The organism is Amycolatopsis sp. NPDC000009, from assembly GCF_055563465.1.
Genome location: NZ_JBVHDI010000007.1, coordinates 242777 through 264661 on the forward strand (window position 1 = coordinate 242777; position 21885 = coordinate 264661).

20 protein-coding genes are annotated in these 21885 nt (G+C 69.5%); 8 read left to right on the top strand and 12 right to left on the bottom strand.

What is annotated here, in order from left to right; translation table 11 throughout:
• Positions 1 to 46 precede the first annotated feature (46 nt).
• The 8 genes from hisS to ACZ3HL_RS21450 all read right to left on the bottom strand — a co-directional run bounded on the left by hisS (position 47) and on the right by ACZ3HL_RS21450 (position 7631).
• Positions 47 to 1333: a histidine--tRNA ligase gene (hisS, locus tag ACZ3HL_RS21415; RefSeq protein ID WP_465533025.1), complete on the bottom strand. Its 1287-nt coding sequence runs from the start codon at positions 1331 to 1333 to the stop codon at positions 47 to 49.
• Positions 1334 to 1343: 10 nt separating this feature from the next.
• Positions 1344 to 1736, bottom strand: a complete 393-nt coding sequence (locus ACZ3HL_RS21420) for a hypothetical protein (RefSeq protein ID WP_465533027.1) — start codon at positions 1734 to 1736, stop codon at positions 1344 to 1346.
• 165 nt (positions 1737 to 1901) lie between these two features.
• Positions 1902 to 3098 carry an amidohydrolase family protein gene (locus tag ACZ3HL_RS21425; protein ID WP_465533029.1) on the bottom strand — a complete coding sequence of 399 codons (1197 nt, stop codon included), beginning with the start codon at positions 3096 to 3098 and terminating at the stop codon, positions 1902 to 1904.
• Positions 3095 to 4228, bottom strand: a complete 1134-nt coding sequence (locus ACZ3HL_RS21430) for an MAB_1171c family putative transporter (protein ID WP_465533172.1) — start codon at positions 4226 to 4228, stop codon at positions 3095 to 3097. Before ACZ3HL_RS21430 ends, ACZ3HL_RS21425 begins: the two co-directional genes overlap by 4 nt.
• On the bottom strand, positions 4225 to 4746 hold the full coding sequence (locus ACZ3HL_RS21435) for a hypothetical protein (protein WP_016331300.1): 522 nt from the start codon (positions 4744 to 4746) through the stop codon (positions 4225 to 4227). The genes ACZ3HL_RS21430 and ACZ3HL_RS21435 overlap by 4 nt, the downstream gene beginning before the upstream one ends.
• Entirely contained in the window at positions 4743 to 5135 is a 393-nt protein-coding gene (locus ACZ3HL_RS21440) for a helix-turn-helix domain-containing protein (RefSeq protein WP_465417276.1), read from the bottom strand. The genes ACZ3HL_RS21435 and ACZ3HL_RS21440 overlap by 4 nt, the downstream gene beginning before the upstream one ends.
• 404 nt (positions 5136 to 5539) lie before the next feature.
• On the bottom strand, positions 5540 to 5992 hold the full coding sequence (locus ACZ3HL_RS21445; protein WP_192746698.1) for a flavodoxin family protein: 453 nt from the start codon (positions 5990 to 5992) through the stop codon (positions 5540 to 5542).
• A gap of 1 nt (position 5993) precedes the next feature.
• Positions 5994 to 7631, bottom strand: a complete 1638-nt coding sequence (locus ACZ3HL_RS21450) for a phospho-sugar mutase (protein ID WP_465533031.1) — start codon at positions 7629 to 7631, stop codon at positions 5994 to 5996.
• Positions 7632 to 7660: 29 nt separating this feature from the next.
• Here ACZ3HL_RS21450 and ACZ3HL_RS21455 point away from each other — a divergent pair, with 29 nt between their 5' ends.
• Positions 7661 to 8815: a glycosyltransferase gene (locus ACZ3HL_RS21455; RefSeq protein ID WP_465533033.1), complete on the top strand. Its 1155-nt coding sequence runs from the start codon at positions 7661 to 7663 to the stop codon at positions 8813 to 8815.
• Positions 8816 to 8881: 66 nt separating this feature from the next.
• Here ACZ3HL_RS21455 and ACZ3HL_RS21460 read toward each other — a convergent pair whose 3' ends face one another.
• Genes ACZ3HL_RS21460 through ACZ3HL_RS21470 form a run of 3 tightly spaced genes read right to left on the bottom strand, consistent with a single transcriptional unit; the run spans position 8882 to position 11056 of the window.
• On the bottom strand, positions 8882 to 9667 hold the full coding sequence (locus ACZ3HL_RS21460; RefSeq protein ID WP_034304710.1) for a purine-nucleoside phosphorylase: 786 nt from the start codon (positions 9665 to 9667) through the stop codon (positions 8882 to 8884).
• Complete coding sequence (locus tag ACZ3HL_RS21465; RefSeq protein ID WP_465533035.1) at positions 9660 to 10091, bottom strand: ABA4-like family protein; 432 nt, start codon at positions 10089 to 10091, stop codon at positions 9660 to 9662. The genes ACZ3HL_RS21460 and ACZ3HL_RS21465 overlap by 8 nt, the downstream gene beginning before the upstream one ends.
• Positions 10088 to 11056, bottom strand: coding sequence for a hypothetical protein (locus ACZ3HL_RS21470; protein WP_465533037.1), 969 nt, complete (start codon positions 11054 to 11056; stop codon positions 10088 to 10090). The genes ACZ3HL_RS21465 and ACZ3HL_RS21470 overlap by 4 nt, the downstream gene beginning before the upstream one ends.
• 119 nt (positions 11057 to 11175) lie before the next feature.
• Between ACZ3HL_RS21470 and ACZ3HL_RS21475 the strand changes: the two genes are divergently transcribed.
• Entirely contained in the window at positions 11176 to 11805 is a 630-nt protein-coding gene (locus ACZ3HL_RS21475) for a MerR family transcriptional regulator (RefSeq protein WP_465533039.1), read from the top strand.
• Here ACZ3HL_RS21475 and ACZ3HL_RS21480 read toward each other — a convergent pair.
• On the bottom strand, positions 11789 to 13555 hold the full coding sequence (locus tag ACZ3HL_RS21480; RefSeq protein WP_465533041.1) for a serine/threonine-protein kinase: 1767 nt from the start codon (positions 13553 to 13555) through the stop codon (positions 11789 to 11791). The two genes, ACZ3HL_RS21475 and ACZ3HL_RS21480, sit on opposite strands and share 17 nt — an antisense overlap.
• 291 nt (positions 13556 to 13846) lie before the next feature.
• Between ACZ3HL_RS21480 and ACZ3HL_RS21485 the strand changes: the two genes are divergently transcribed.
• From ACZ3HL_RS21485 to ACZ3HL_RS21510, 6 genes are all read left to right on the top strand, one after another.
• Positions 13847 to 15718, top strand: a complete 1872-nt coding sequence (locus tag ACZ3HL_RS21485; RefSeq protein WP_465533043.1) for a methylmalonyl-CoA mutase family protein — start codon at positions 13847 to 13849, stop codon at positions 15716 to 15718.
• Positions 15718 to 17886: a methylmalonyl-CoA mutase gene (gene scpA / locus ACZ3HL_RS21490; RefSeq protein ID WP_465533045.1), complete on the top strand. Its 2169-nt coding sequence runs from the start codon at positions 15718 to 15720 to the stop codon at positions 17884 to 17886. Before ACZ3HL_RS21485 ends, scpA begins: the two co-directional genes overlap by 1 nt.
• A gap of 3 nt (positions 17887 to 17889) precedes the next feature.
• Complete coding sequence (gene meaB, locus ACZ3HL_RS21495; protein WP_192746690.1) at positions 17890 to 18888, top strand: methylmalonyl Co-A mutase-associated GTPase MeaB; 999 nt, start codon at positions 17890 to 17892, stop codon at positions 18886 to 18888.
• Positions 18889 to 18945: 57 nt separating this feature from the next.
• A complete protein-coding gene (locus tag ACZ3HL_RS21500) occupies positions 18946 to 19248 on the top strand; it encodes a hypothetical protein (RefSeq protein ID WP_465533047.1) in 303 nt (100 codons plus the stop codon).
• A gap of 238 nt (positions 19249 to 19486) precedes the next feature.
• Positions 19487 to 20785, top strand: coding sequence for an amidohydrolase (locus tag ACZ3HL_RS21505; protein ID WP_465417253.1), 1299 nt, complete (start codon positions 19487 to 19489; stop codon positions 20783 to 20785).
• A 239-nt stretch (positions 20786 to 21024) separates the two neighbouring features.
• Complete coding sequence (locus ACZ3HL_RS21510; protein ID WP_465533174.1) at positions 21025 to 21867, top strand: DUF559 domain-containing protein; 843 nt, start codon at positions 21025 to 21027, stop codon at positions 21865 to 21867.
• The last annotated feature ends 18 nt before the right edge of the window (positions 21868 to 21885 follow it).

Here is a 21885-nt window from a genome sequence, read left to right on the forward strand (position 1 = left end):
AAAAAGCCGGCGCCCCGATCACAGGGGGCGCCGGCTTTTTTCGTTGTCAGAGCAGAGAATTGACCGCGTCGACCACGCCGTCGACGGCCACGGTCTGCTGCTCGCGGGTCGCGAGCCCGCGAACCGTCACGTTCCCGGCGTCCCAGTCCTCCTGGCCCACGATCACCACGGCCCGCGCCCCGGCCTTGTCGGCCCGGGTGAGTTCCTTGCCCAGCTTGCGGAGTTCGACGGGCGTGGACGTGCGCAGCCCGGCCTTCCGGAGCCGCCCGGCGACCTCGCGTGAGGCGTCGGTGAGCTCTTCGATCACGGGGATCACCACGACGTCGACCTCACTGCGCGGCTGCGGGGTGAGGCCGTGGGTGTCGAGGAAGTCGATCAGCGTGACGTCGCCCATGCCGAAGCCGATCCCGGGGATCTGCTGCGAGGTGAACAACGACGCCAGGTCGCTGTACCGGCCGCCGCCGAAGAGGGCGCGACGGTTCTCCGGGGAGGTGTCGAAGACCTCGAACACGGTCGACGTGTAGTACGCGAGCCCGCGCACGATCATCGGATCGAACGTGATCAGGTCCGCGGCGCCGCTGTTCAGCACCTTGACCAGGTTCGAGTTCTCCTTGACCTGGTCCGGCAGCTCGTCGAGCAAGGCCGCGCCGGAGGTCAGGATCTCGGTCAGCTTCTCGAACTGCTTGTCGGCCAGCCCGATTTCGGCCGCGGTGTCGCTCAGCTTCGTCCGGTCCGATTTCTCCCAGCGGTCCACCAGGGTGAACACCTGCGGCAGCTGCTCCGCGGTCACGCCGACGATGTCGGTGAGCGCCGACGAGAGCAAGTTCCGGTCGTTGGCCCGCACTCCGAACATGTCCGGGGTCGCGCCGAGCGCGGCCATCATGTCGTGGACGAGCTCGAAGATCTCGATCTCGCAGTTCGCGCTGTCCGAACCGAAGATGTCCGCGTTGATCTGCCAGTGCTCGCGGACCCGCCCACGCTGCGGCCGCTCGTAGCGGTGGCAGTTCGGGTGGCTGTACCAGCGCACCGGGAACTGCAGCGACTTGGCGTTGCCCGCGATCATCCTGGCGACCGACGGCGTCATCTCCGGGCGCAGCGCCAGCCGCTCGCCGCCCTTGGTGGTCAGCGTGTACAGCTGCTGGTCCGCGATCTCCTGCCCGGACTTCCGCTCGTAGATCTCGGCGGGTTCGAGGATCGGCCCGTCGTAGCGGAGGAAACCGCGGAGTTCGAGCACGTCGTAGAGATGGCCGAACACCTGCGTCCGGACGGACATCTCGGCGGGCAGGAAGTCGCGGGTCCCCTTGGCGGGGGCTGTCGGCAGGTATTCAGGCACGTCAACAAGCTTAACCAGCGAAGGCGACGCCGTACGCGGTGGTCAGGATCGCCGCTCCGAGCAGCACCGCCCCGGCGCTGGTGACCCGCCCGCCGAGCTTGCCCTTGCCCGGTGCCAGGTGCAGGAAGAAGCCGCCGGACTGGGCGAGCACACCGAACAGCAGCAGGAAGCAGACGATCCACCGCGCGGTGCCCGGAAGCCCGGTCTGCCCGAGGATCTGCAGCGCGACCAACGCGAGAACCAGCAGGACACCGGCGTGCGCGTGGCCCGCGCGGAACATTCCGCGCTGGTGTTCGGTCAGTTTCCGGTCGCGCAGGACACCCATCAGCGCGTAGCCGCCGTACATCACCGTCGGCAGTGAAACGAGCGCGATGACGGTGAAGAGCCTGATCGGGCCTTCCATGGTGGTTCCTTTCGTGGTTCGGGAAGGCAACGATAACACTGTTTTAAAACGCTGTCACGAAACTCTGTCAGCGGTGGTGTCGCCCGAGCCCGAGGGGGTGTTGCGAAAGCCACTTTCGCAACCTTCAACGTTGCGAAAGTGGCTTTCGCAACGGCACGTCGCGGCCTAAGCCGAGCCGCTCGCGACCACCCCGCGCGAGAGGACCAGGCGCACGTTCCGGAGCGCGGAGAGATCGGCGAGCGGATCGCCGTCGACCACCAGGACGTCGGCGCTCAAACCGGGGGCGAGCCGCCCGGTGACGTCGCCGAGGCCGAGTCCGGCGGCGGAGTCCTCGGTCGCGATCTCGAGGATCCGGCGTCTGCCGAAACCGAGCCATTCGTAGAGTTCGAGGGCGCCGACGGGATCGTCGAAGACCGAGCCGGGCAGCCCGGCGTCCGTCCCCGACAGCAGCGGGACCCCCAGTTCCTCCAGCCAGGACAGCCGTCCGTAGACGGTCTTCGCGAGTTCCTCGCCCATGCGCTCGGCCAGCATCCGCCAATTGCGGCTGCTCGTCGAACACGCCGCGACGCCCTCGGCGGCCATGCGCTTGGCGACGCCTTCACGCCGGTCCTGGCGCTGGGGCCCGGTCATCCAGGTGCAGTGCTCGATCGTGCGGACACCCGCCTCGACCGACGCCTCGATCGCGTCGGAGCCGTGGGCGTGCGCCGCGACCGGGAGTCCGTGGCGCGCCGCGTGCTCGACGATCAGGCGCAGCGTCCGGACGTCGAACTGGGATTCCCACATGTCCGCGCCGCCCTCGGTGATCTGGCCGCCGCTGGCCATCACCTTGATCACGTCCGCGCCGTCGGCCGCGTTGGCGTCGATCAGTGCCCGGATCGCGTCGTCGCCGTCGACCTCGCCGCCGAAGAAATGGCAGTGTCCTTTGAGGACGGTCAGGGGCGCCCCCGCGGTCAGCAGGCGCGGAGCGGCGGCGCCTTCGGCTTCGAGTTCCGCCCGGACCCGGGCGCCCAGCGCGTCGCGATCGCCGAGATCCCGCACCGTCGTGACACCGCTGCGCAGCAGCTGTCCCAACCGGTCCTTGGCGCCCGCGCGGAGGGCGTCGTCACCGCTCGCCAGGAAGTTCGGCAGCATCTCGCGGGAGGCGTCGAACGCCAGGTGCACGTGGGCGTTGAACAGGCCGGGCAGCAGCGTCGCCCCGGGGAAGTCGAGCCTTTCGGCGTCCGGTGCCGCCTGGGCCACGACCTCGGCGCGAGCGCCCGCCGCGAGGATCCGGCCGTCCTCGACGAGGACCGCGCCGTCTTCGACCGGCGTGCTCGGACGCGGCAAGATCCGGCGGGCCGTCAGCAAAAGCTGTGTCGTCATGCGTCGCTCCTGGAGACGGCGGCGGACAGGGCGAGTAGCGGCCGGACGTCGGATTCGATGTCGGAGGCGCCGCCCGGCAGCACGAGTTTCGCCCGCCCGTCGGTCTCCTCGCCCGCGGTCTGCCTGGCGATCGCCGTCTTCAGCGCTTCCGCCGCCGCCTGCGGATCATCGGCGGCGAGCGCGGTGAGATCGGTTTCCAGATAAGGGCTCAGCTGCACGAGCCCGTCCCGGATCTCGATCACGCGGCGGTAGTACCGGCGGTGGACCGTGCGCGGGCGCCACCGCTCCCACCTGCCCTGTGGGGTGGTCCGGAGCACGATGTTCGGGTAGATCCCGGCCAGCGCGGTCCACAACGGGGTGAGCTCGTCGTGGTGGCGCCGGTGCTGGCGACGGCGCCGCAGCGCGGCGAACCGCGCGCGGACACCGGGATAGGTGATCCCGGCCAGGAAGAGCACGATCCCGAGGAGTACCAGCGGGACGGCGACGGTGAGCAGAAGCGGGATCGACGGCCCGAACGCCCAGGCGATCACGATGTAGAGCGCGCGGAAGACACTGCCGGCGGAAAGACAGATCAGCCCGGCGGCACTGAGCTTCAGCCCGGTCTTCAGATGCCGGTCCGCGGTGCGGATGTAGCGGAAGATCCACCAGGCACAGGCGCAAAGGCCGTAGATCAGGTAGATCCCGGCGCCCAGGTAGAACAGCGCCACGCCGGGGATGTGCACGAGCTTCGGGCTCAGTGCGAGCCCGCGTACCTCCGGCGGGGTGAGGGACATGGCGACCAGCATCAGCGCGATCGCGCCGGACAGCGGGATCAGTTCGAACAGGACGCGCTTCGGACGGCGCGGGCCCAGCGCGGAGCCGAGGAAGACGATCAACAGCGCGCATACCCCGATGGCGAGCATGATGTTGTTGACCAGGCGGCCGGTGCCCTTGCCTGTCAGGCCGTCGAGCCAGCCGACGATCACCTTCTGCTGGGCGAGGAAGGAGCCCGCGACGCAGACGATCGTGACGGTGATCGCCCAGTTCGGCAGCAGCCGGGGTGCTCGGTACGTCTGGTAGATCCGCCAGGCGAGCGCGGTCGCGAACAGCACCATCGCCACGACGTTGATGGGGGAGAACAGTGAGGTCACAGCCACCCTTGATGGTCGCCCAGCGCGCCTTGGACACGGCGGACGTCATCGTCGTCGGCGCGACGGGGAATCGTGTAGTTCAAGACCGACGCCCATTCGAGGATGATGGTCGCCACGGTCTCGGCTTCCCATTCGTGCGCCTCATCGTAGGAGGTGCGGCGTAAAGCGCGGTGTACCGCGTCGCCGTCGAGGCCGGGGGCGGGGCCGCGCAGGAAGTCGGCGGGTTCGGCGTCGCCGCCGGGATGGTGATCGGCGAGCATATGCCCGAGTTCGTGCAGGATGATGTGATCCTGGTGGGACTTCGTGGTCTCCTGCTGGAAGAAGATGTAGTCCGCCGAACCGGTGGCGATCCAGCAGCCGAACGGGCCGGGGACCTCCAGCGGGTACGGCATCAGCCGGATCGGCCTGCCACGCTGTTCGCCGAGCCGCTCGCAGAGCACGCCGACGTCGAGCGGCGGCTCGATGTCGAGCTTGTTCAGCATCTTGCGGCAGCGCTTGCGGAGCTCGCGTTCCTTCATCGGCTTTCGTCCGGCTGGTCGCGCTCGGACCGTTCGTACCGCTCGACGAGCTCCAGCAGGTCCATGACCTGGCGACGGCCCTGCGGGGAGAGCTCCTGTGCGCGCATGGCCATGAGCTTCGCCTCTCCGACGGGCTGCGGTTCCTGGTCTTCGAAGAAATAGGTGATCGGGACGCCGAACAGCTTCGCCAGCGCCTCCACGTAGTGGATCTTCGGATTGACGCGTTTGCCCGTGGCGAGCTGCTGGAGGTACGCGGGCGACATGGTGGGCCCGCCGGCGCGATCGATCGCCGCGGAGAGCTCGCGGTAGCTGTGCGGGGCGCCTTCGTTCGCGCGCGCCGAATCGATCAGCGCGCTCAGTTTCTGGGCGAAGGTCTGGTACGGCGACATGACCCCCCATCCGTTCACTGGTCCCGTTCCGTAGTGGGAGTGTAACGCGATACAGCCTGTCCGCAGCTGTTGACAGCGTATGTATGCAGTGGTTTACAGTTGTCAAGCGGTTTCGTGCCGTGTCCGGTCTCTCACTCCGGAATCCGTGCCCTGGGGGTGTACGGACGCCGGAGTGAGAGCCGTTTTTCCCGGTGGGTGCACAAGATCGTGCCGGATGTAGTACGCTGAGGCGGCCAAGGTCGATCGCCGTCACGGCGAACCCTTGGTCTCGGCCTGTTGCCGGAGGTCGACCCCCAGGGCTTCCGGTGACAGGCCCCTTACTTTTTTCCCCCCGCGTTTCGTCCTCTGAATGCGGTAGTTCGTATGGCCAACTACCGCATTCAGAGGACGAAACGCGTCAGGGGTCAGGGCATCAGGGTGGCGGCCAGGGTGCCGCCCAGTTCGAAACAGGCTTCCAGATCCGCTTTGCCCGGTTCGCCGGTGACGAGCACCGGGGAAGCCGCGCTTTCCCAGCCGAGCCCGGTGGTGATGGCCTCGATCCCGCGCACGGTGCCGGAGGTGTCGTTGTTGCCGTGCACGAAGAACCCGAACGGCCGCCCCCGCGTGGAATCCAGGCACGGGTAGTAGACGGTGTCGAAGAAATGCTTCAGCGCGCCGGACATGTACCCCAGGTTCGCCGGGGTGCCGAGCAGATAGCCGTCGGCCTCCAGGACGTCGGGCACGGTCGCGCCCAGCGCCGCGCGGCGCACGACGTCGACGCCCTCGATGTCCGGATGATTCGCGCCGGAAAGCACGGCCTCGAACATCGCCTGCGTCGAGGGCGACGGCGTGTGGTGGACGATCAGCAGCTTCGGCATGTCACACCAGCCGGGCCTCGATGTCGGCTCGCAGCGCGGACAGCCGAGCGTCCGCGGCGGTTCGTGCCTCGCCGAGGTCGCCGGCGACCGGCTCCTTGATCTGCAGGTACGCCTTCAGCTTCGGCTCGGTCCCGGACGGCCTGATCACGACACGCAGGCCCTCGCCGGTCAGGCGGAGGACGTCGGCGTCGGGCAGGAGGTCCTCCATCGTGACGGCGGTGCCGCCCAGCGACGCCGGGGGAGTGGCGCGCAGGTCCGCCATCAGCCGCTCCCGCACCGACAGATCGGTGACCCGCAACGAGACCTGATCCGTCACGTGCACCCCGTGCTTCACGGACAGTTCGTCGAGGACGTCCAGCGGCCCGCGGCCCACCGCGCGTAGCGAAGCGGTCAACGCCGCGGCGAGCACGGCGGCGGCGATGCCGTCCTTGTCGCGTACGAAACCGGGGTTCACGCAGAGGCCGAGGGCTTCTTCGTAGGCGAAGACGAGCCCTTCGCCCGCGCGGACCAGCCATTTGAAGCCGGTCAAGGTCTCCGCATAGCGCGCCCCGGATTCCTTCGCGACTTCGCCGAGCATCGACGACGACACGATCGTCGTGGCCACCAGAGGGTCCGGGCTGTCCATAGTGGACAGAATGTGTGAGCCGAGGAGAACGCCGGTTTCGTCGCCGCGCAGCATCCGCCACGAACCGTCCCGTTCGCGCACGCCCAGCGCGCAGCGGTCGGCGTCGGGGTCGAGCGCGATCGCCAGGTCCGCGTCCACTTCGGACGCCAGCGCGAGCAAAAGGTCCGTCGCGCCCGGTTCTTCCGGATTCGGGAAGGCGACCGTCGGGAAGTCGGGATCGGGTGTGGCCTGCTCGGTGACCAGGTGGAGATCGCCGAAACCGGCGCGTTCGAACGCGGCGCGCAGGGTGTCCGCGCCGACGCCGTGCAACGCCGTCGCGGCGACCTTGACCCCGCGTTCGGGGCCGCGCGGCAGAAGCGCGACCTTCGCGAGGTACGCGTCCAGGAGCTCGTCGCCCAGTACTTCGGCGCCGGGCTCGCGCGGCACGCTGATCGCCGGGGGAGCGGCTTCGATGGCCCGCTCGATCAGGCCGTCCGAGGGCGGGACGATCTGGCCGCCCGACGCGTCGTAAAGCTTGTAGCCGTTGTCGGCCGGGGGATTGTGCGACGCGGTGATCTGGACACCCGCGACCGCGCCGAGTTCCAGCACGGCGAACGCGAGCACCGGGGTGGGCAGCGGGCCGGGCAGCGTCTTCACCGCGAACCCGGCGGCCGTCAGCACCTCGGCGGCGGCCCTGGCGAAGGCCTCCGAACCGTGCCGCGCGTCGCGGCCGACCACCACGACCCCGCCCGAATGTCCTTGCGTCCTCAGCCAGGCCGCGACCCCGGCCGTGGTCCGGGTGACGACCGCGACGTTCATCCCGTTGGGGCCCGCGCGCACCGGGCCGCGCAGCCCGGCGGTGCCGAATTCGAGCGGGCCCGCCATCCGGTCCGCGAGTTCGTCCGCCGCACCGGCTTCGCCGCCCATCGCGCGCGCGAGGATGTTCTGCAGCTCGACGCGGGAATCGTCGTCCGGGTCGTCGGCGATCCAGCGGAACGCCCGATCCCGCAGCTCCGGAGTCAAGGAAGTCGTCACCGAGTCAGCCTACGGGTACGTTGGGGAGGGTGCGATTGATCTTCACTTCTCTGGTGAGTCATGGTCATCTCTATCCCCTACTACCGCTCGCCGTCGCCGCTCGCGACGCCGGGCACGACGTCCTGTTCGCCACGGGTGACGACATGCTCCCGGTGGTCGAAAAGGCCGGGCTGGCCTCGGAAAGCGCCGGATTCGGCATGCGCGAGGCGTTCGCCTCGTTCTTCGGCCCCGACGCTCAGCCCCGGGCCAAGGACGCCCCTCCCGAGTCCTTCCACCCGGTCATCGGGCAGGTGTTCGGAAACGTGCTGCCGCGGCGGTTCGTCGCCGATCTCACACCGTTGCTGGAACGGCACCGGCCCGATCTCGTCGTCTACGAAAGCGGCAACGCCGGGGGCGCCATCGCCGCCCGGCTCGCCGGAATCCCCGCGATCGGGCACGGTTTCGGCCGGTTCTCGCCGGATGATGTCATGGACGTCATCTACGGCCGTCTCGCGGAATTCGCGGCGGAAGTCGGTTTCGAGGGTGTGAACCTGCCGTCCTTCGGCGACCCTGTCGTCGACATCTGCCCGGAATCGGTGCAGGCGCCCGATTTCCTGGCGGAAGCGAACCGGATCCCGTTGCGTCCCGTCGGCTGGGCGGAGCCGGGGGACCTCCCGGCGGGTGTGGCCGGGCGGGACGAGAGCCGCCCGCTGATCTATCTCACCCTCGGCACCGCTTTCGGTGACGAAGACGTGTTGAAGCGGGCCATCGGAGGCCTGGCGCGGATCGACGCGGACGTCATCGTCGCGGCGGGGCCGACGGTGCAGCCGGAGCAGCTGGGTGAAGTCCCCGGCAACGTCCGCGTCGAGGCGTGGGTGCCGCAGGTCGATCTCCTGCCGCACGTCGACCTCGTGGTCCACCACGGCGGCAGCGGGACGACGATGGGGGCCTTCGGCGCCGGGTTGCCGCAGCTGGTGCTGCCGCAGGGCGCGGACCAGTTCACGAACGCGGAAGCCGTGGTCGCGGCCGGTGTCGGCGCGCAGTTGCTCGGTGACGACGCCGTCGAGGACGTCATCTTCGAGCGGGCGCGAAAGCTGCTCACCGACGAAACGGTGCTCGGCGCGGCGCGGAAAATCGCCGACGAGGTCGCGGCGATGCCGTCACCCGAGGAGGTCGCCCAGCAGCTTCCCGAGTTCGCCTCCTGAGAAGCGCGTGAAGGCCCCCTTCCCTCGGCTCAGCCGAGGGAAGGGGCCTTCACGCGCAAAGGGTTGTCAGGCGCGGGCGACGAGTTCCTTGAGTAGGGTGCCCATCCGGGTGGCGGACTGGCGCCCCGCCTCCAGGACCTCTTCGTGGTTCAGCGGTTCCCCGGTCATCCCGGCCGCCAGGTTGGTCACCAGCGAAAGCCCGAACACCTCGACCCCGGCGGCGCGGGCGGCGATGGCCTCCAGCACCGTCGACATGCCGACCAGGTCGGCGCCGAGCGTCCGCAGCATGTGGATCTCCGCCGGCGTCTCGAAATGCGGGCCGGTCAGTCCCGCGTAGACGCCTTCTTCCAGCGAAGGGTCGATCTCGCGGGCGATGTCGCGCAGCCGCTTCGCGTACAGGTCGGTCAGGTCGACGAAGTTCGCGCCGACGATCGGCGAGCGCGCGGTCAGGTTCAGGTGGTCGGAGATCAGCACCGGCTGCCCGACGCGGAAGCCCTCGCGCAGGCCGCCCGCGGCGTTGGTCAGCAGCACCGTCCTGGCGCCGGCCGCCGCGGCGGTGCGCACGTTGTGGACGACCGGGTCGATGCCCTTGCCCTCGTAGAAATGCGTGCGGCCCAGCAGGATCAGCGCGCGCTTCTCGCCGACGCGGACCGACCGGACGGTCCCCCCGTGCCCGACCGCGCCCGGCGCGACGAATCCGGGCAGTTCGCCCAGCGGGATCTCCGCCTCGGGCTCGCCGATGACGTCCGCCGCCGGGCGCCAGCCCGAACCGAGCACGACGGCGATGTCGTGCTTCTCGACGCCGGTGCGTTCGGCGATGGCGGCGGCCGCCGCGACCTCGTTCTCACTCATGCGACGAGCGTATCCGGACGGTTCTCACGAGCAGGAACGCCACCAGCCCGAACGGGGACAGGAAGATCGTGAGCGCCAGGATCGGGCCGGTCACCAGCGGGTGGATCCGGTGCTCGCGGGATTCGAGGTACATCCAGCGGGCGATGAACAGGTCGAAGGCGATCAGATGGGCCCAGATCGTGGCCGCCCCGTACGGCGTGCCGGTGAAGGCGGCGAGCACGTCGAGGTCGGGCCTGCTCACCGCCGTCCAGAGTTCGCCGAGATGTGCGATGGCGAGCACGAAGTACGGGATCAGCGGCAGCAGCGGCGTCCAGGGCGAGGACATGATCCGGCGGGTCCACGTCCAGCCCGGCAGGAAGATCATCAGCAGCCAGAACGGCGTCGCCAGCGGGAAGGTCCAGGTGAACAGCGTCTCGACGTTCATCGGAGCGCGGCCTCCAGCTCCCGCGAGGGCCGCCCGATCGCGATTAGCCCGCTAACTGCGACGCCCGCCACGAGCAGGGCGAAGGCGGTCAGGGTCTGGGAGTCGGGGGCGACGATCGACTGGCCGCGTAGCGCCTGCCAGGTCAGCAGAGCGAGAAGACCCGCGTAGCCGACGCCGGCGATCACCACGAGCCGCAGCCTGAGGACGTCGTCGCGAAGCCGCGGGTAGCGCGCCGCCAGGACGCCGAGGGCAAGCGCGAGCAGCGGGAGTGCCTGTAGCCCGTGCAGGCCGAGGAAATGCGGGATCCGCAGGTCGCCGCCGACCGTGCTCCAGCCGAGAATGGGCAGGCCGGGACCGCCGTCGGGGAGCCCGACGGTATGCGCCCCGATCATCGCGGACTGGCCGGTCGCGTCGAGCACGGCCTGCTGGTCCGGGGTGGGGCCGCTCATCAGCGTCGCCAGCGAGATCCCGATCATGCCCAGGATCGCACCGATCCTGGCCGCCCACGCCGTCGCGCGGTCGGGGATGCGGGTGGACAGGACGGCGATCGTCAGCAGGAGGTTGACCAGCCACAGCACGGCGATCATCCCGCCCATGACCTGGAAGATCGTGTTGTCCAGCGGGGTCGCGTTGTTGAAATGGCTCGCGCGGACGCGGGCGGCCTGGAAGATCACCAGCGCGTACTCGGCCGCGAAGATCACGACGAGCGCGTTCGCCAGCCAGTTCGCCGTCCGCCGGAACTTGGGCAGCAGCGAGACGAGCCAGCTCCAGGTGAAGAAGTAGAGCATGGCGGAGACGGCGAACTTGAACGGTTTCGCCCAGAGCGGCGCGCCGTTCAGCGTCCGCTGGTCGATCAGCATGGCCAGGACGCACAGCACGGTGATCACGGCGAAGGCCTGAGCCAGGCGATACGAACCGCGGTGCCAGGTGCGGGTTCTCTCGCGGAGATCGGTCAAGATGGTCATGGATCCTCCCAGAATGGATAGTCAAGCTCTCCGTTATGGGAAGCTAAACTATCCATCCTGAGAAGTCTTCAGGGTTGACCCTGGAACCGTCCCCGAGATCGGAGAACGCACGCGTGCGGATGGCCGAACTGAGCGAGAAAGCCGGGCTCCCGGTCGCCACGATCAAGTACTACCTGCGGGAAGGGCTGCTCCCGCCGGGTGAGCGGACCAGCCCCAATCAGGCGAAGTACGACGACGGGCATGTCCAGCGGATCAAACTGATCAGGGCACTCATGGAGGTCGGTGGCCTGTCGCTCGCGACGGTCGGCGAGGTGCTCGCCGCGGTCGACGCCGGGGAAGCCAGCCCGCACCACGTCCTCGGCATCGCCCAGCAGGGCATCACCACCTCCCGGCAGGTCGCCGACGACGAAGCCAGGGCATGGGCGCTCGCCACGGTCCGCGACCTCACCGAACGCCGCGGCTGGCCCTGCAAGGACGAGGACGACCTGGTCGTCCAGGCCCTGGTCGGCGTCCTGTGCACGATCCGCGAGGTCGGGCACGGCTGGTACCTCGACAAGCTCGACGCCTACGCCGAGATCGCCGACCGGACCGCCGACCTGGACCTCGAAGGGATCGATGGGATCGAGTCGCTGGAGCAGATCATCGAGATCGCCGTCGTGGAGACGGTGCTCGGGGACAGGCTGCTCTCGGTGTTGCGGAGGCTGGCGCAGCAGCGTGCCTCGAAGGCCTACTTCAGCCGTCGACGATGAACGAAAGCGCCACCGGTTCGAAGATCCCGGTCTTCGCCGAGTTCTCCTGCTCGATCGGCGACGTCACCGCGAGGATCCACAGATCCGTGCCGCCGCTGAACAGGTCCATGTAGGTCGTGCGCGTGATGCTCTCGTTCACTGCGTCGCGGCTCCCGGCGGCGCGCTCGGTCGTCCGGTAGGTGTACCGCTGGCTGCCCTCGCCCCGGCCGGGCACGGTGGCGGGGTCGCCGATCGGGGCGATCTCCGGATGCTGGCTCTTCAGCCAGCTGAAGTAGGCGGGCGGCGGGCTGTCGGCCAGGAAACCGCTCAGCCGCTCGACCCGGATGACCTGGCGGCCGTCCGGCGAGACGTACTGGACCACGGTGCTCGGCACCCCCCGGGTGACGTGCGGCGCGACGAACTTCAGCCAGCCTTCCGGCACACCGATGGTGAACCGGCCGCCCTTGAGGCCGTTCACCGTGCTGGCGTCACCCTGCTGTGTGATCAGTTTCGGCGGCGGCTGAGTGACGATCGTGTCGCCCTGCTGCAGCTTCTCCGGTGGCCGCAGGTCCTGCCCGCCGACGGCCCTGGCCAGTACGAACCCGCCGCCCGCGGCCAGCAGGAAGAGGACGATCGACGCGAGCGCCAGCACCACCGTGGCCACCGTGGACCGGCCTGGCGGGCGGGGCGGTGGCGGTGTGACGGTCGGCATCGGCGGGAGTTCGACGGGAGGCGCCGGCGCGGGCTGGTTCAGGAACGGCAGCGGGCCGGGGTCGGCGGCGAGCTCGGAACTCGTGCCCTCGCCCGGCTTTTCCGGTGCGACCGGCTTGATCACCTGGGTGTCGGTCGCGTCGAGGTGCGCGGTGGTCTTCTTGCCGTCGGGCGTGTGGAACAGCTCGGCGGGGAAGAGGTCGATGAGCGTCTTGGCCTGCAACGGGTACAGCCGGCGCCGCACCTCGCGCAGGGTGATCCGCTTCGACGGCTCCTTCTTCATGAGCGCGCCGATCACGTCGGCCAGCGGACCGGGGCCGGGCTTCGGCACCTTCCCGTTGACGACCTTGCCGACCGTTTCGAGCGGGTCGCCGTCGGCGTCGTAGGGCGGCGAACCCTCGATGGCGGCGAACAGCGTCGCGCCGAGCCCCCACAGGTCGGCGGCGGGGACGACGGCGCCGCCGGACGCGACCTCGGGCGCGATGTAGGCGGGCGAGCCCAGCATCATCCCGGTCCGGGTCATGGTGGCTTCGGAGACGTTGCGCGCGATACCGAAGTCGGTGAGCTTGATGCGGCCGTCACCCGCGACGAGGACGTTGCCCGGTTTGACGTCACGGTGGGTGATGCCGGCGGCGTGCGCGGCTTCGAGCGCGGACGCCACCGCGATACCGACCGCCGCCGCCTGCTCGACCGTCAGCGGCCCGTGGTCGCGCAGGATGTGCGCGAGACTGCGCGACGGCAGCAGCTCCATGACCACGAACGGCTCGTCGTTCTCCCGCGCGACGTCGTGCAGGATGATCACGTTCGGGTGACTCAGGACGGCGATCGCGCGGGCTTCGCGCAGGGTCCGTTCGCGCAGCTCGTCGGCCTGCGACGCCGGGACGCCGGGCGGGAGACGGACCTCTTTGACCGCGACGGGACGGTGCAGGAACTCGTCGTAGGCCGACCAGACCGTGCCCATCGACCCGGATCCGATGACCGAGCGCAACCGATATCGGCCGGCGACCACACGCTTCTCGTCGCCGGGACTCTCGCTGGGCTCGGGGGTGTCGGACGGCACGGCCCAATTGTGGCGTATGCCCGTGTGAGGGACCCATGCGCCGTGCCCTGTCGGAGTGAACAGCACCGGTGCGGAACCCCGTCGGGTGGTTTCGCGTGACTGGACGGACGACACACGTGACTGACTGGACGACACACGTGATCAGACGGACGACTCAAGGCAGAACCCGGCTGCGAGCGTGTCGTCCATCGAGTCACGCGTGTCGTCCGGCCGATCACGCGAAATCGCCACCCCTTCGGCGCGACTAGCGTCACAGGTGACGCCACTTGAGGGCCGTTAGCATCGATGGCTATGACGGAAGTGGCCGAGACGGAGTCAGTGCCGACCCGCGGCGAGCCCGACGCGCCCGAGGAGCTGGAGCTCGCGGCGGAGTTCCCGGAAGCGAGCCGGGACCAGTGGCGGGAACTCGTGGCCGGCGTGCTGCGCAAGAGCGGCGCCATCGACGAGTCGTTCGACGGCCTGCCCGAAGGCAAGCTCGTCACCCGGACGTACGACGGCCTGGAGATCCAGCCGCTCTACACGGCCGAAGACGCCGTCGAGGGAACCGGTTTCCCCGGTCTTCCGCCGTTCGTGAGAAGCGCCCGGCCCGAGGGCGCGGTGACGACCGGCTGGGACATCCGTGCCCGGTACGCGCGCCGCGACGCCAAGGCCACGAACGCCGCGATCCTCGCCGACCTCGAAGGCGGCGTCAGCTCCATCTGGCTGCGGGCCGGCGCGACCGGCGTCCCCGTCGCCGAGCTGGGCGACGCGCTGAACGAGGTCTACGTCGACCTCGCGCCCGTCGTCCTCGACGCGGGTGACGAATACGAAGCCGCCGCGAACGAGCTGTTCACCCTTTTCGCCGAACGCGAGATCCCGGCGAGCGGCGTCACCGCGACCCTCGGCGCCGACCCGATCGGGTCGGCCGCGCGCACCGGTTCGGCGCGACCGCTCGCCCCCGCCGCGGAACTGGCGGCGCGGGTCGCCGTCAGTCACCCGAAGGTGCGGACGATCGTCGCCGACGGCCTGCCGTTCCACGAGGCGGGTGGCTCGGACGCGCAGGAACTCGGCGCGACCATCGCCGCGGGTGTCGCCTACCTGCGGGCGCTCACCGAAGCGGGGCTGGACGTCGACACCGCGGCCGGGCAGATCGAATTCCGGCTCGCCGCCACGGCCGACCAGTTCCTCACGATCGCCAAGTTCCGTGCCGCGCGGCGGTTGTGGGCCCGCGTCACGGAGGTCTCAGGCGGCAAGGCGTCCGGCATGCGGCAGCACGCGGTCACCTCGCCCGCGATGCTGACCCAGCGTGACCCGTGGGTGAACATGCTGCGGACCACGCTCGCCTGTTTCGGTGCCGGGGTCGGCGGCGCGGACGCGATCACCGTGCTTCCGTTCGACGCCGCGATCGGCCAGCCGGACGCGTTCTCCGCGCGGATCGCGCGCAACACGCACGCCGTGCTGCTGGAGGAGTCCAAACTGGCCGGTGTCATCGACCCGGCGGGCGGCTCCTGGTACGTCGAAAACCTCACCGAAGACCTGGCCAAGGCCGCATGGCGCGAGTTCACCGCCATCGAGGCGGCGGGCGGGATCGAGGCCGAGCTGGCCTCCGGCGCGCTCGCCGCACGGCTCGCCGAGACCTGGGAGAAGCGGTCGAAGCGGCTCGCGACCCGGCGTGATCCGATCACCGGCGTCAGCGAATTCCCCAACCTGACGGAAAAAGCGGTCGTCCGTGACGCCGTCGAAGACCTGCCGGGCGGCGGCCTGCCCCGGCACCGGTACGCCGAAGCGTTCGAGGCCCTGCGGGACCGGGCGGACGCGCATCCGAGCCGTCCCCGTGTCTTCCTCGCCACGCTCGGCCCGGTCGCGGCGCACACCGCGCGGGCGAGTTTCGCGGCGAACCTGTTCCAGGCGGGCGGCATCGAGGCCGTGAACCCCGGTGCGCCCGAGGACATCGTCGCGGAATTCCGGGCCAGCGGAACGAAGATCGCCTGCCTCTGTGGGAGCAACACCTCCTACGCGGAGGAAGCCGACAGCGTCGCGAAGGCCCTGAAGGAAGCCGGTGCCACGTCGGTGCTGCTCGCCGGGAAACCCGGCGACCACCCGGACGTCACGGGCTACCTGTACACGGGCTGCGACGCCCTGGAAATCCTGACCGGCACGTTGACCGAGCTCGGAGTGCAGTGATGACCATCCCGAACTTCGCCGGAATCGAGCTGGGCGGCCCCGACCCCGCAGACCGTCCTCAGTGGACCGAAGCACTGCACGCCGCCACCGGCAAGGGCCCGGACGCGCTCGCGTGGGAGACGCCGGAAGGCATCGGCGTCAAGCCGGTCTACACCGCCGACGATCTGTCCGGTGTGGACTTCCTCGGCACGTATCCGGGTATCGCGCCGTATCTGCGCGGGCCGTACCCGACGATGTACGTCAACCAGCCGTGGACCATCCGCCAGTACGCGGGTTTCTCCACCGCCGAGGAGTCGAACGCCTTCTACCGCCGGAATCTCGCGGCCGGGCAGAAGGGTCTTTCGGTCGCCTTCGACCTCGCGACGCACCGCGGCTACGACTCCGACCACCCGCGCGTCGCCGGTGACGTCGGCATGGCGGGTGTCGCGATCGACTCGATCTACGACATGCGCCAGCTCTTCGACGGCATCCCGCTCGACAAGATGAGCGTTTCGATGACCATGAACGGCGCCGTCCTGCCGGTGCTCGCGCTGTACGTCGTCGCGGCCGAGGAACAGGGGGTCACGCCGGACAAACTGGCCGGGACCATCCAGAACGACATCCTCAAGGAGTTCATGGTCCGCAACACCTACATCTACCCGCCGCAGCCGTCGATGCGGATCATCTCGGACATCTTCTCGTTCACCTCGCGGAACATGCCGAAGTACAACTCGATCTCCATCTCCGGCTACCACATGCAGGAGGCCGGGGCGACCGCCGATCTGGAGCTGGCGTACACGCTCGCGGACGGTGTCGAGTACATCCGCGCCGGCGTCGAAGCCGGGCTGGACGTCGACAAGTTCGCGCCCCGGCTGTCCTTCTTCTGGGCGATCGGGATGAACTTCTTCATGGAGGTCGCGAAGCTCCGCGCGGCACGACTCCTGTGGGCGAAGCTGGTGAAGGGTTTCGAGCCCAAGAGCTCCAAGTCTTTGAGTCTGCGGACCCACTCACAGACGTCGGGCTGGTCGCTGACCGCGCAGGACGTCTACAACAACGTCGTCCGCACCTGCGTCGAGGCGATGGCGGCGACCCAGGGGCACACGCAGTCCTTGCACACCAACGCCCTCGACGAGGCGCTGGCGCTGCCGACCGACTTTTCCGCGCGGATCGCGCGGAACACACAGCTGCTGCTGCAACAGGAATCCGGCACCACGCGCGTGATCGACCCGTGGGGCGGCAGCGCGTTCGTCGAGAAGCTGACCTACGACCTCGCGCGCAAGGCGTGGGGCCACATCACCGAGGTCGAGCAGGCGGGCGGGATGGCGAAGGCGATCGACGCCGGTATCCCGAAGCTGCGGATCGAAGAGGCCGCGGCGCGGACGCAGGCGCGGATCGACTCCGGCCGCCAGCCGGTGATCGGCGTGAACAAGTACCAGGTCACCGACGATGAACAGATCGACGTGCTCAAGGTCGACAACGCCGGTGTGCGCGCGCAGCAGCTGGAGAAACTGCGTCGGCTGCGCGAAGAGCGGGACGAGGACGCCACTCAGGACGCGTTGCGGCGGCTCACGGCGGGCGCCCAGTCCGACGGGAACCTGCTCGCGCTGGCCATCGACGCCGCCAGGGCCAAGGCCACGGTCGGCGAGATCTCCGACTCGCTGGAGAAGATCTGGGGGCGGCACTCCGGCCAGATTCGTACCATCTCCGGTGTGTACCGCGAGGAGGTCGGCAAGGCCGAGAACGTCGAGCAGGCGCGCGAACTGGTCGAGAAGTTCGCCGAGGAGGAAGGCCGCCGTCCCCGGATCCTGGTCGCGAAGATGGGCCAGGACGGCCACGACCGCGGCCAGAAGGTGATCGCGACCGGTTTCGCCGACATCGGCTTCGACGTCGACGTCGGCCCGCTGTTCTCCACCCCCGGCGAGGTCGCACGGCAGGCGATCGAGGCCGACGTGCACGTCATCGGCGTCTCTTCGCTGGCGGCCGGGCACCTTTCGCTGGTCCCCGCGCTGCGCGCCGAGCTCGCCGAGCAGGGCCGTGAGGACATCATCGTCGTGGTCGGCGGCGTCATCCCGCCGCAGGACTACGAGGAGCTGCGCGCGGCGGGCGCGGCGGCGATCTTCGGCCCCGGCACGGTGATCGCCGAAGCCGCGATCGACCTCATCGGACAGCTGACCGCCCAGGAGTCCTGAACCTTGCCGCGCAAGATCGACGTCGGGGCGCTGGCCAAAGGTGTCCTCGCGGGTGACCGCGGCCTGCTGTCGCGGGCGATCACGCTCGTCGAGTCCAACCGGGAGGACCACCGGGCGCAGGCGCAGGAGCTGCTGGTCGAGCTGCTCCCGCACGCGGGCGGCGCGCGGCGCGTCGGCATCACCGGCGTTCCCGGTGTCGGCAAGTCGACCTTCATCGACCAGCTCGGCACGGATCTGACCGGGGCCGGGCACAAGGTCGCCGTGCTGGCCGTCGACCCGTCGTCGACGCGGACCGGCGGCTCGATCCTGGGCGACAAGACCCGGATGGCGCGGCTCGCGGTGGACCCGAAGGCGTTCATCCGCCCTTCGCCGACTTCGGGCACGCTCGGCGGCGTCGCGCGGGCGACCCGCGAGACGATCGTGCTGATGGAAGCGGCCGGATACGACATCGTGCTGGTCGAGACCGTCGGCGTCGGGCAGTCCGAGGTGACCGTGGCGAACATGGTCGACCACTTTCTGTTCCTGACCCTGGCCCGCACCGGCGACCAGCTGCAGGGCATCAAGAAGGGTGTCCTCGAACTGGCGGACGTCATCGCGGTCAACAAGGCCGACGGCGACCACGAACGCGACGCGAAACGTGCGGCCCGCGAGCTCGCCGGCGCGCTGCGGATGATCTACGGGCGGGACGCCGAGTGGACGCCGCCGGTGCTGACCTGCAGCGCGCTCACCGATGTCGGCCTCGACGAGGTTTGGGCCGAAATCGGCCGTCACCGCGACGTGTTGACCGCTTCGGGTGAACTGGACGAACGGCGACGACGGCAGCAGGTGGAGTGGACCTGGTCGATGGTCCGCGAGCAGCTCCTCGGACGGCTCGCTTCGCATCCGGACGTGCGAGCGGTCGTTCCGGACGTCGAACGGGCGGTCCGGGACGGTGAACTGACCCCGACGCTGGCCGCGCAACGGATTCTGGAGGCGTTCTCCGGTCCTCCGCGTGGCGGCTGACGCCGGAACCCGGCAGAGTGCAGAATCGGGTTCGCGCCACGCCGTCGAAAGGGAGTCATGCCGAAAAGGTCTCGTCTCGGGCAGCTTGCCGGACTCGTCGCCGCCGGGCTGGTCGTCTGCGCGCCGGTCGCGCAGGCTGCGCCGTTGTCGGAGATCCAGGCGCCGGTGATCGCGCAGGCGGCGGCCGTGCACGAGGTGCCGTCGCAGGCGCCTCCGGGGCCGGTTCTCGACCCCGCCGAGACCGACAAGGCCAACAGCCAGGAGACCAAGAGGAAGATCATCGCGGGCGTCGCCGCGGCGATCCTGCTCGGTCTGGTGATCCTCGGCCGCCGCGCCCGGTCCAAGAAAAAGAAGTCCTGAACCGCGACCGGTAAGTAGAAGGACTCTCCGCTTAGCCCGGGCCGAACTCTCGCAGCCGTTCATCGCAGATCCACTACCGGCCGTCTCCGCCTCGATCACTCGACGAGCGGCTTGTCATCTGCATGGTGCACGATCTACCGCAAATGCGTATCACAGATCGAACGGCACCCAGCGTGCCTTCAGCGACCACTCGTACGGTGGTAGACGAAGGTGACAGTGTCGCGGGAGGAGGTGCGGCGTGACGGTGCTCGATTCACGTCCGGACATTCCAGGCGACCCCGAGGGTCGCGTCGTTGCCCCTATAGAGGCGTCCACCGCGCTGATCTCCGAGGCCGGCGTCAGCATGGCACCTGTGCATGATCTCGGCGCCGGGCGCGGCCCCTTCTGGCTCGACGACTGGCTCCGCGCGAACGCCACCGACGTCGTCGCGTGGCGTCGTCACATCCACGCGCACCCGGAGCTCTCCCGCCACGAGTTCGCCACGACCGAACTGGTCATGTCCCTGCTCCGCTCGGTCGGGCTCAAGCCGTGGGTGCTTCCCACGGGCACCGGCGTGGTCTGCGACATCGGCAGCGGAGACCGCTGCGTCGCGCTGCGCGCCGACATGGACGCCCTGCCGCTGACCGAGGCGACCGGGCTCCCGTACGCCTCCAAGACCGACGGCGCCGCGCACATGTGCGGGCACGACGCGCACACCGCGATCCTGCTGGGCGCGGCGCGGGCGCTGGCCGGTGCGCCGGAGCTGCCCGGCCGCGTGCGGCTGATCTTCCAGCCCGCCGAGGAGGTCATGCCCGGCGGCGCGCTGGACATGATCGCCGCGGGTGCGATGGAAGGCGTCGAGCGGATCTACGGGCTGCACTGCGACCCGCGGCTCGAGGTCGGCAAGGTCGGCCTGCGCGAAGGCGCGTTGACCTCGGCCGCCGACCTCATCGAGTTGCGGCTCACTTCGCCGGGCGGGCACACGTCGCGGCCGCACCTGACCGCGGACCTGGTGCACGCGCTGGGCACCGTGATCACGTCGCTGCCCGCGGTGCTCTCGCGGCGCGTCGACCCGCGGTCCGGGACCGTGCTGGTCTGGGGCGCGGTGCACGCCGGACAGGCCGCCAACGCCGTCCCGCAGGACGGGGTGCTGCGTGGCACGCTCCGCACCGCCGACCACGAGGTCTGGACGATGCTGGAGCCGCTCGTCGCGGCTTCGGTGGAGTCGCTACTCGCGCCGACCGGGGTCGGGTTCTCCCTCGACTACCGCCGCGGCGTGCCGCCGGTCGTCTCCGACCCGGAGTCGCACGCGCTGATGCGGGCCGGCGTCGAGGCCGCGCTGGGCGAGACCGCCGTGGCCGGGACCGAGCAGTCGTCCGGCGGCGAGGACTTCGGGTGGTACCTGGAGCACGTCCAGGGCGCCTTCGCACGCCTCGGCGTCTGGTCCGGTGAAGGCCCGATGGCCGACATCCACCGCCCGACCTTCACCCTCGATGAGCGTTCGCTGCTGTGCGGTGTCCGCACGCTGGTCCACACCGCCCTGGCCACCCTGGCCTGAGTTACGCCTTCAATCACGCGAGTTACGGCTTCAATCACGCGAGTTCCGTCCCTGTGCACGGGTGTTCGGTCCTAACGGGCCCGAACACCCGTGCACAGAGTTGTCCACAGCCTGGGTGAGTTATCCACAGCGCGGGAAACGCGCCCTTCCCAAGGCTGATCCCGTCGTCGATTCTCGAAGATGTGATCAACTGGGGAGGACTACATGGGGCGGTCTTGCGTAGCGAGGCCGACAAGATCTTGGGGCGACGTGCCGTCGTCGAAGGGCTGAAGCGTGGTGTGCTGGCACAGCCGTGGCGAGGCGTGATAGTTCACGCGGCAGATCTGCTCAAGTTGCCGACTCTGGCACAGGCGGCACTGCTCGCGGTCGGGCCACCAGCAGTGCTTTCCGGCGCTACTTCTCTTGCCCTGCATGGGATTTCGGCTGCTGACAGCACGGTCGTCCACCTGACCGTTCCCTACTCGAGACGAGTCCAATCGAGGTCTGGGCTGGTGGTGCACAGGGCGGAATTCCACCCGGCCGATGCGCTGGAACTGGACGGACTTCCCGTGTTCCCGTTGGACCGCGCCCTGGCCGACCACCTCTGCGACGGCGACAAGCGAACAGCGTTCGCCGCGCTCGAAGAGGCCCTGCACAACCTCGCGCCGGACCACCGGGGAGTCCTGCACGCCAACGTCCGGGATCGCATTCTCGACCGCCGGGACCGACGAGGTATCCACAGGGCACAGATGCTGCTCGCGCACGCGACGGGCGAGGCCGAATCGCCGCCGGAGAGCATTCTTCGCTTGATCGTCGCGGAGGCAGGGCTGCCGGTTCCGGTCGCCCAGTACGAGGTGGCCACCATCGATGGGCGGAAGCTGTACGTGCTCGACCTGGCGTGGCCTGAGCTGCGTATCGCCCTGGAGTACGACGGCTATGCCGCACATGAGGGCAGACAGGCCTATGACGCGGAGCGGGACGTCCGGATGGCGGCGCGCGGGTGGATCACGATCCGTGCGACAGCGGCCGATCTGCGGGATCCACGGCGGTTGCTGGCGGATTTACGCGGAGCGTTCGAGCGTCGTACGGCGCGACTCGCGTGATTAGGGGCGTAACTCGCG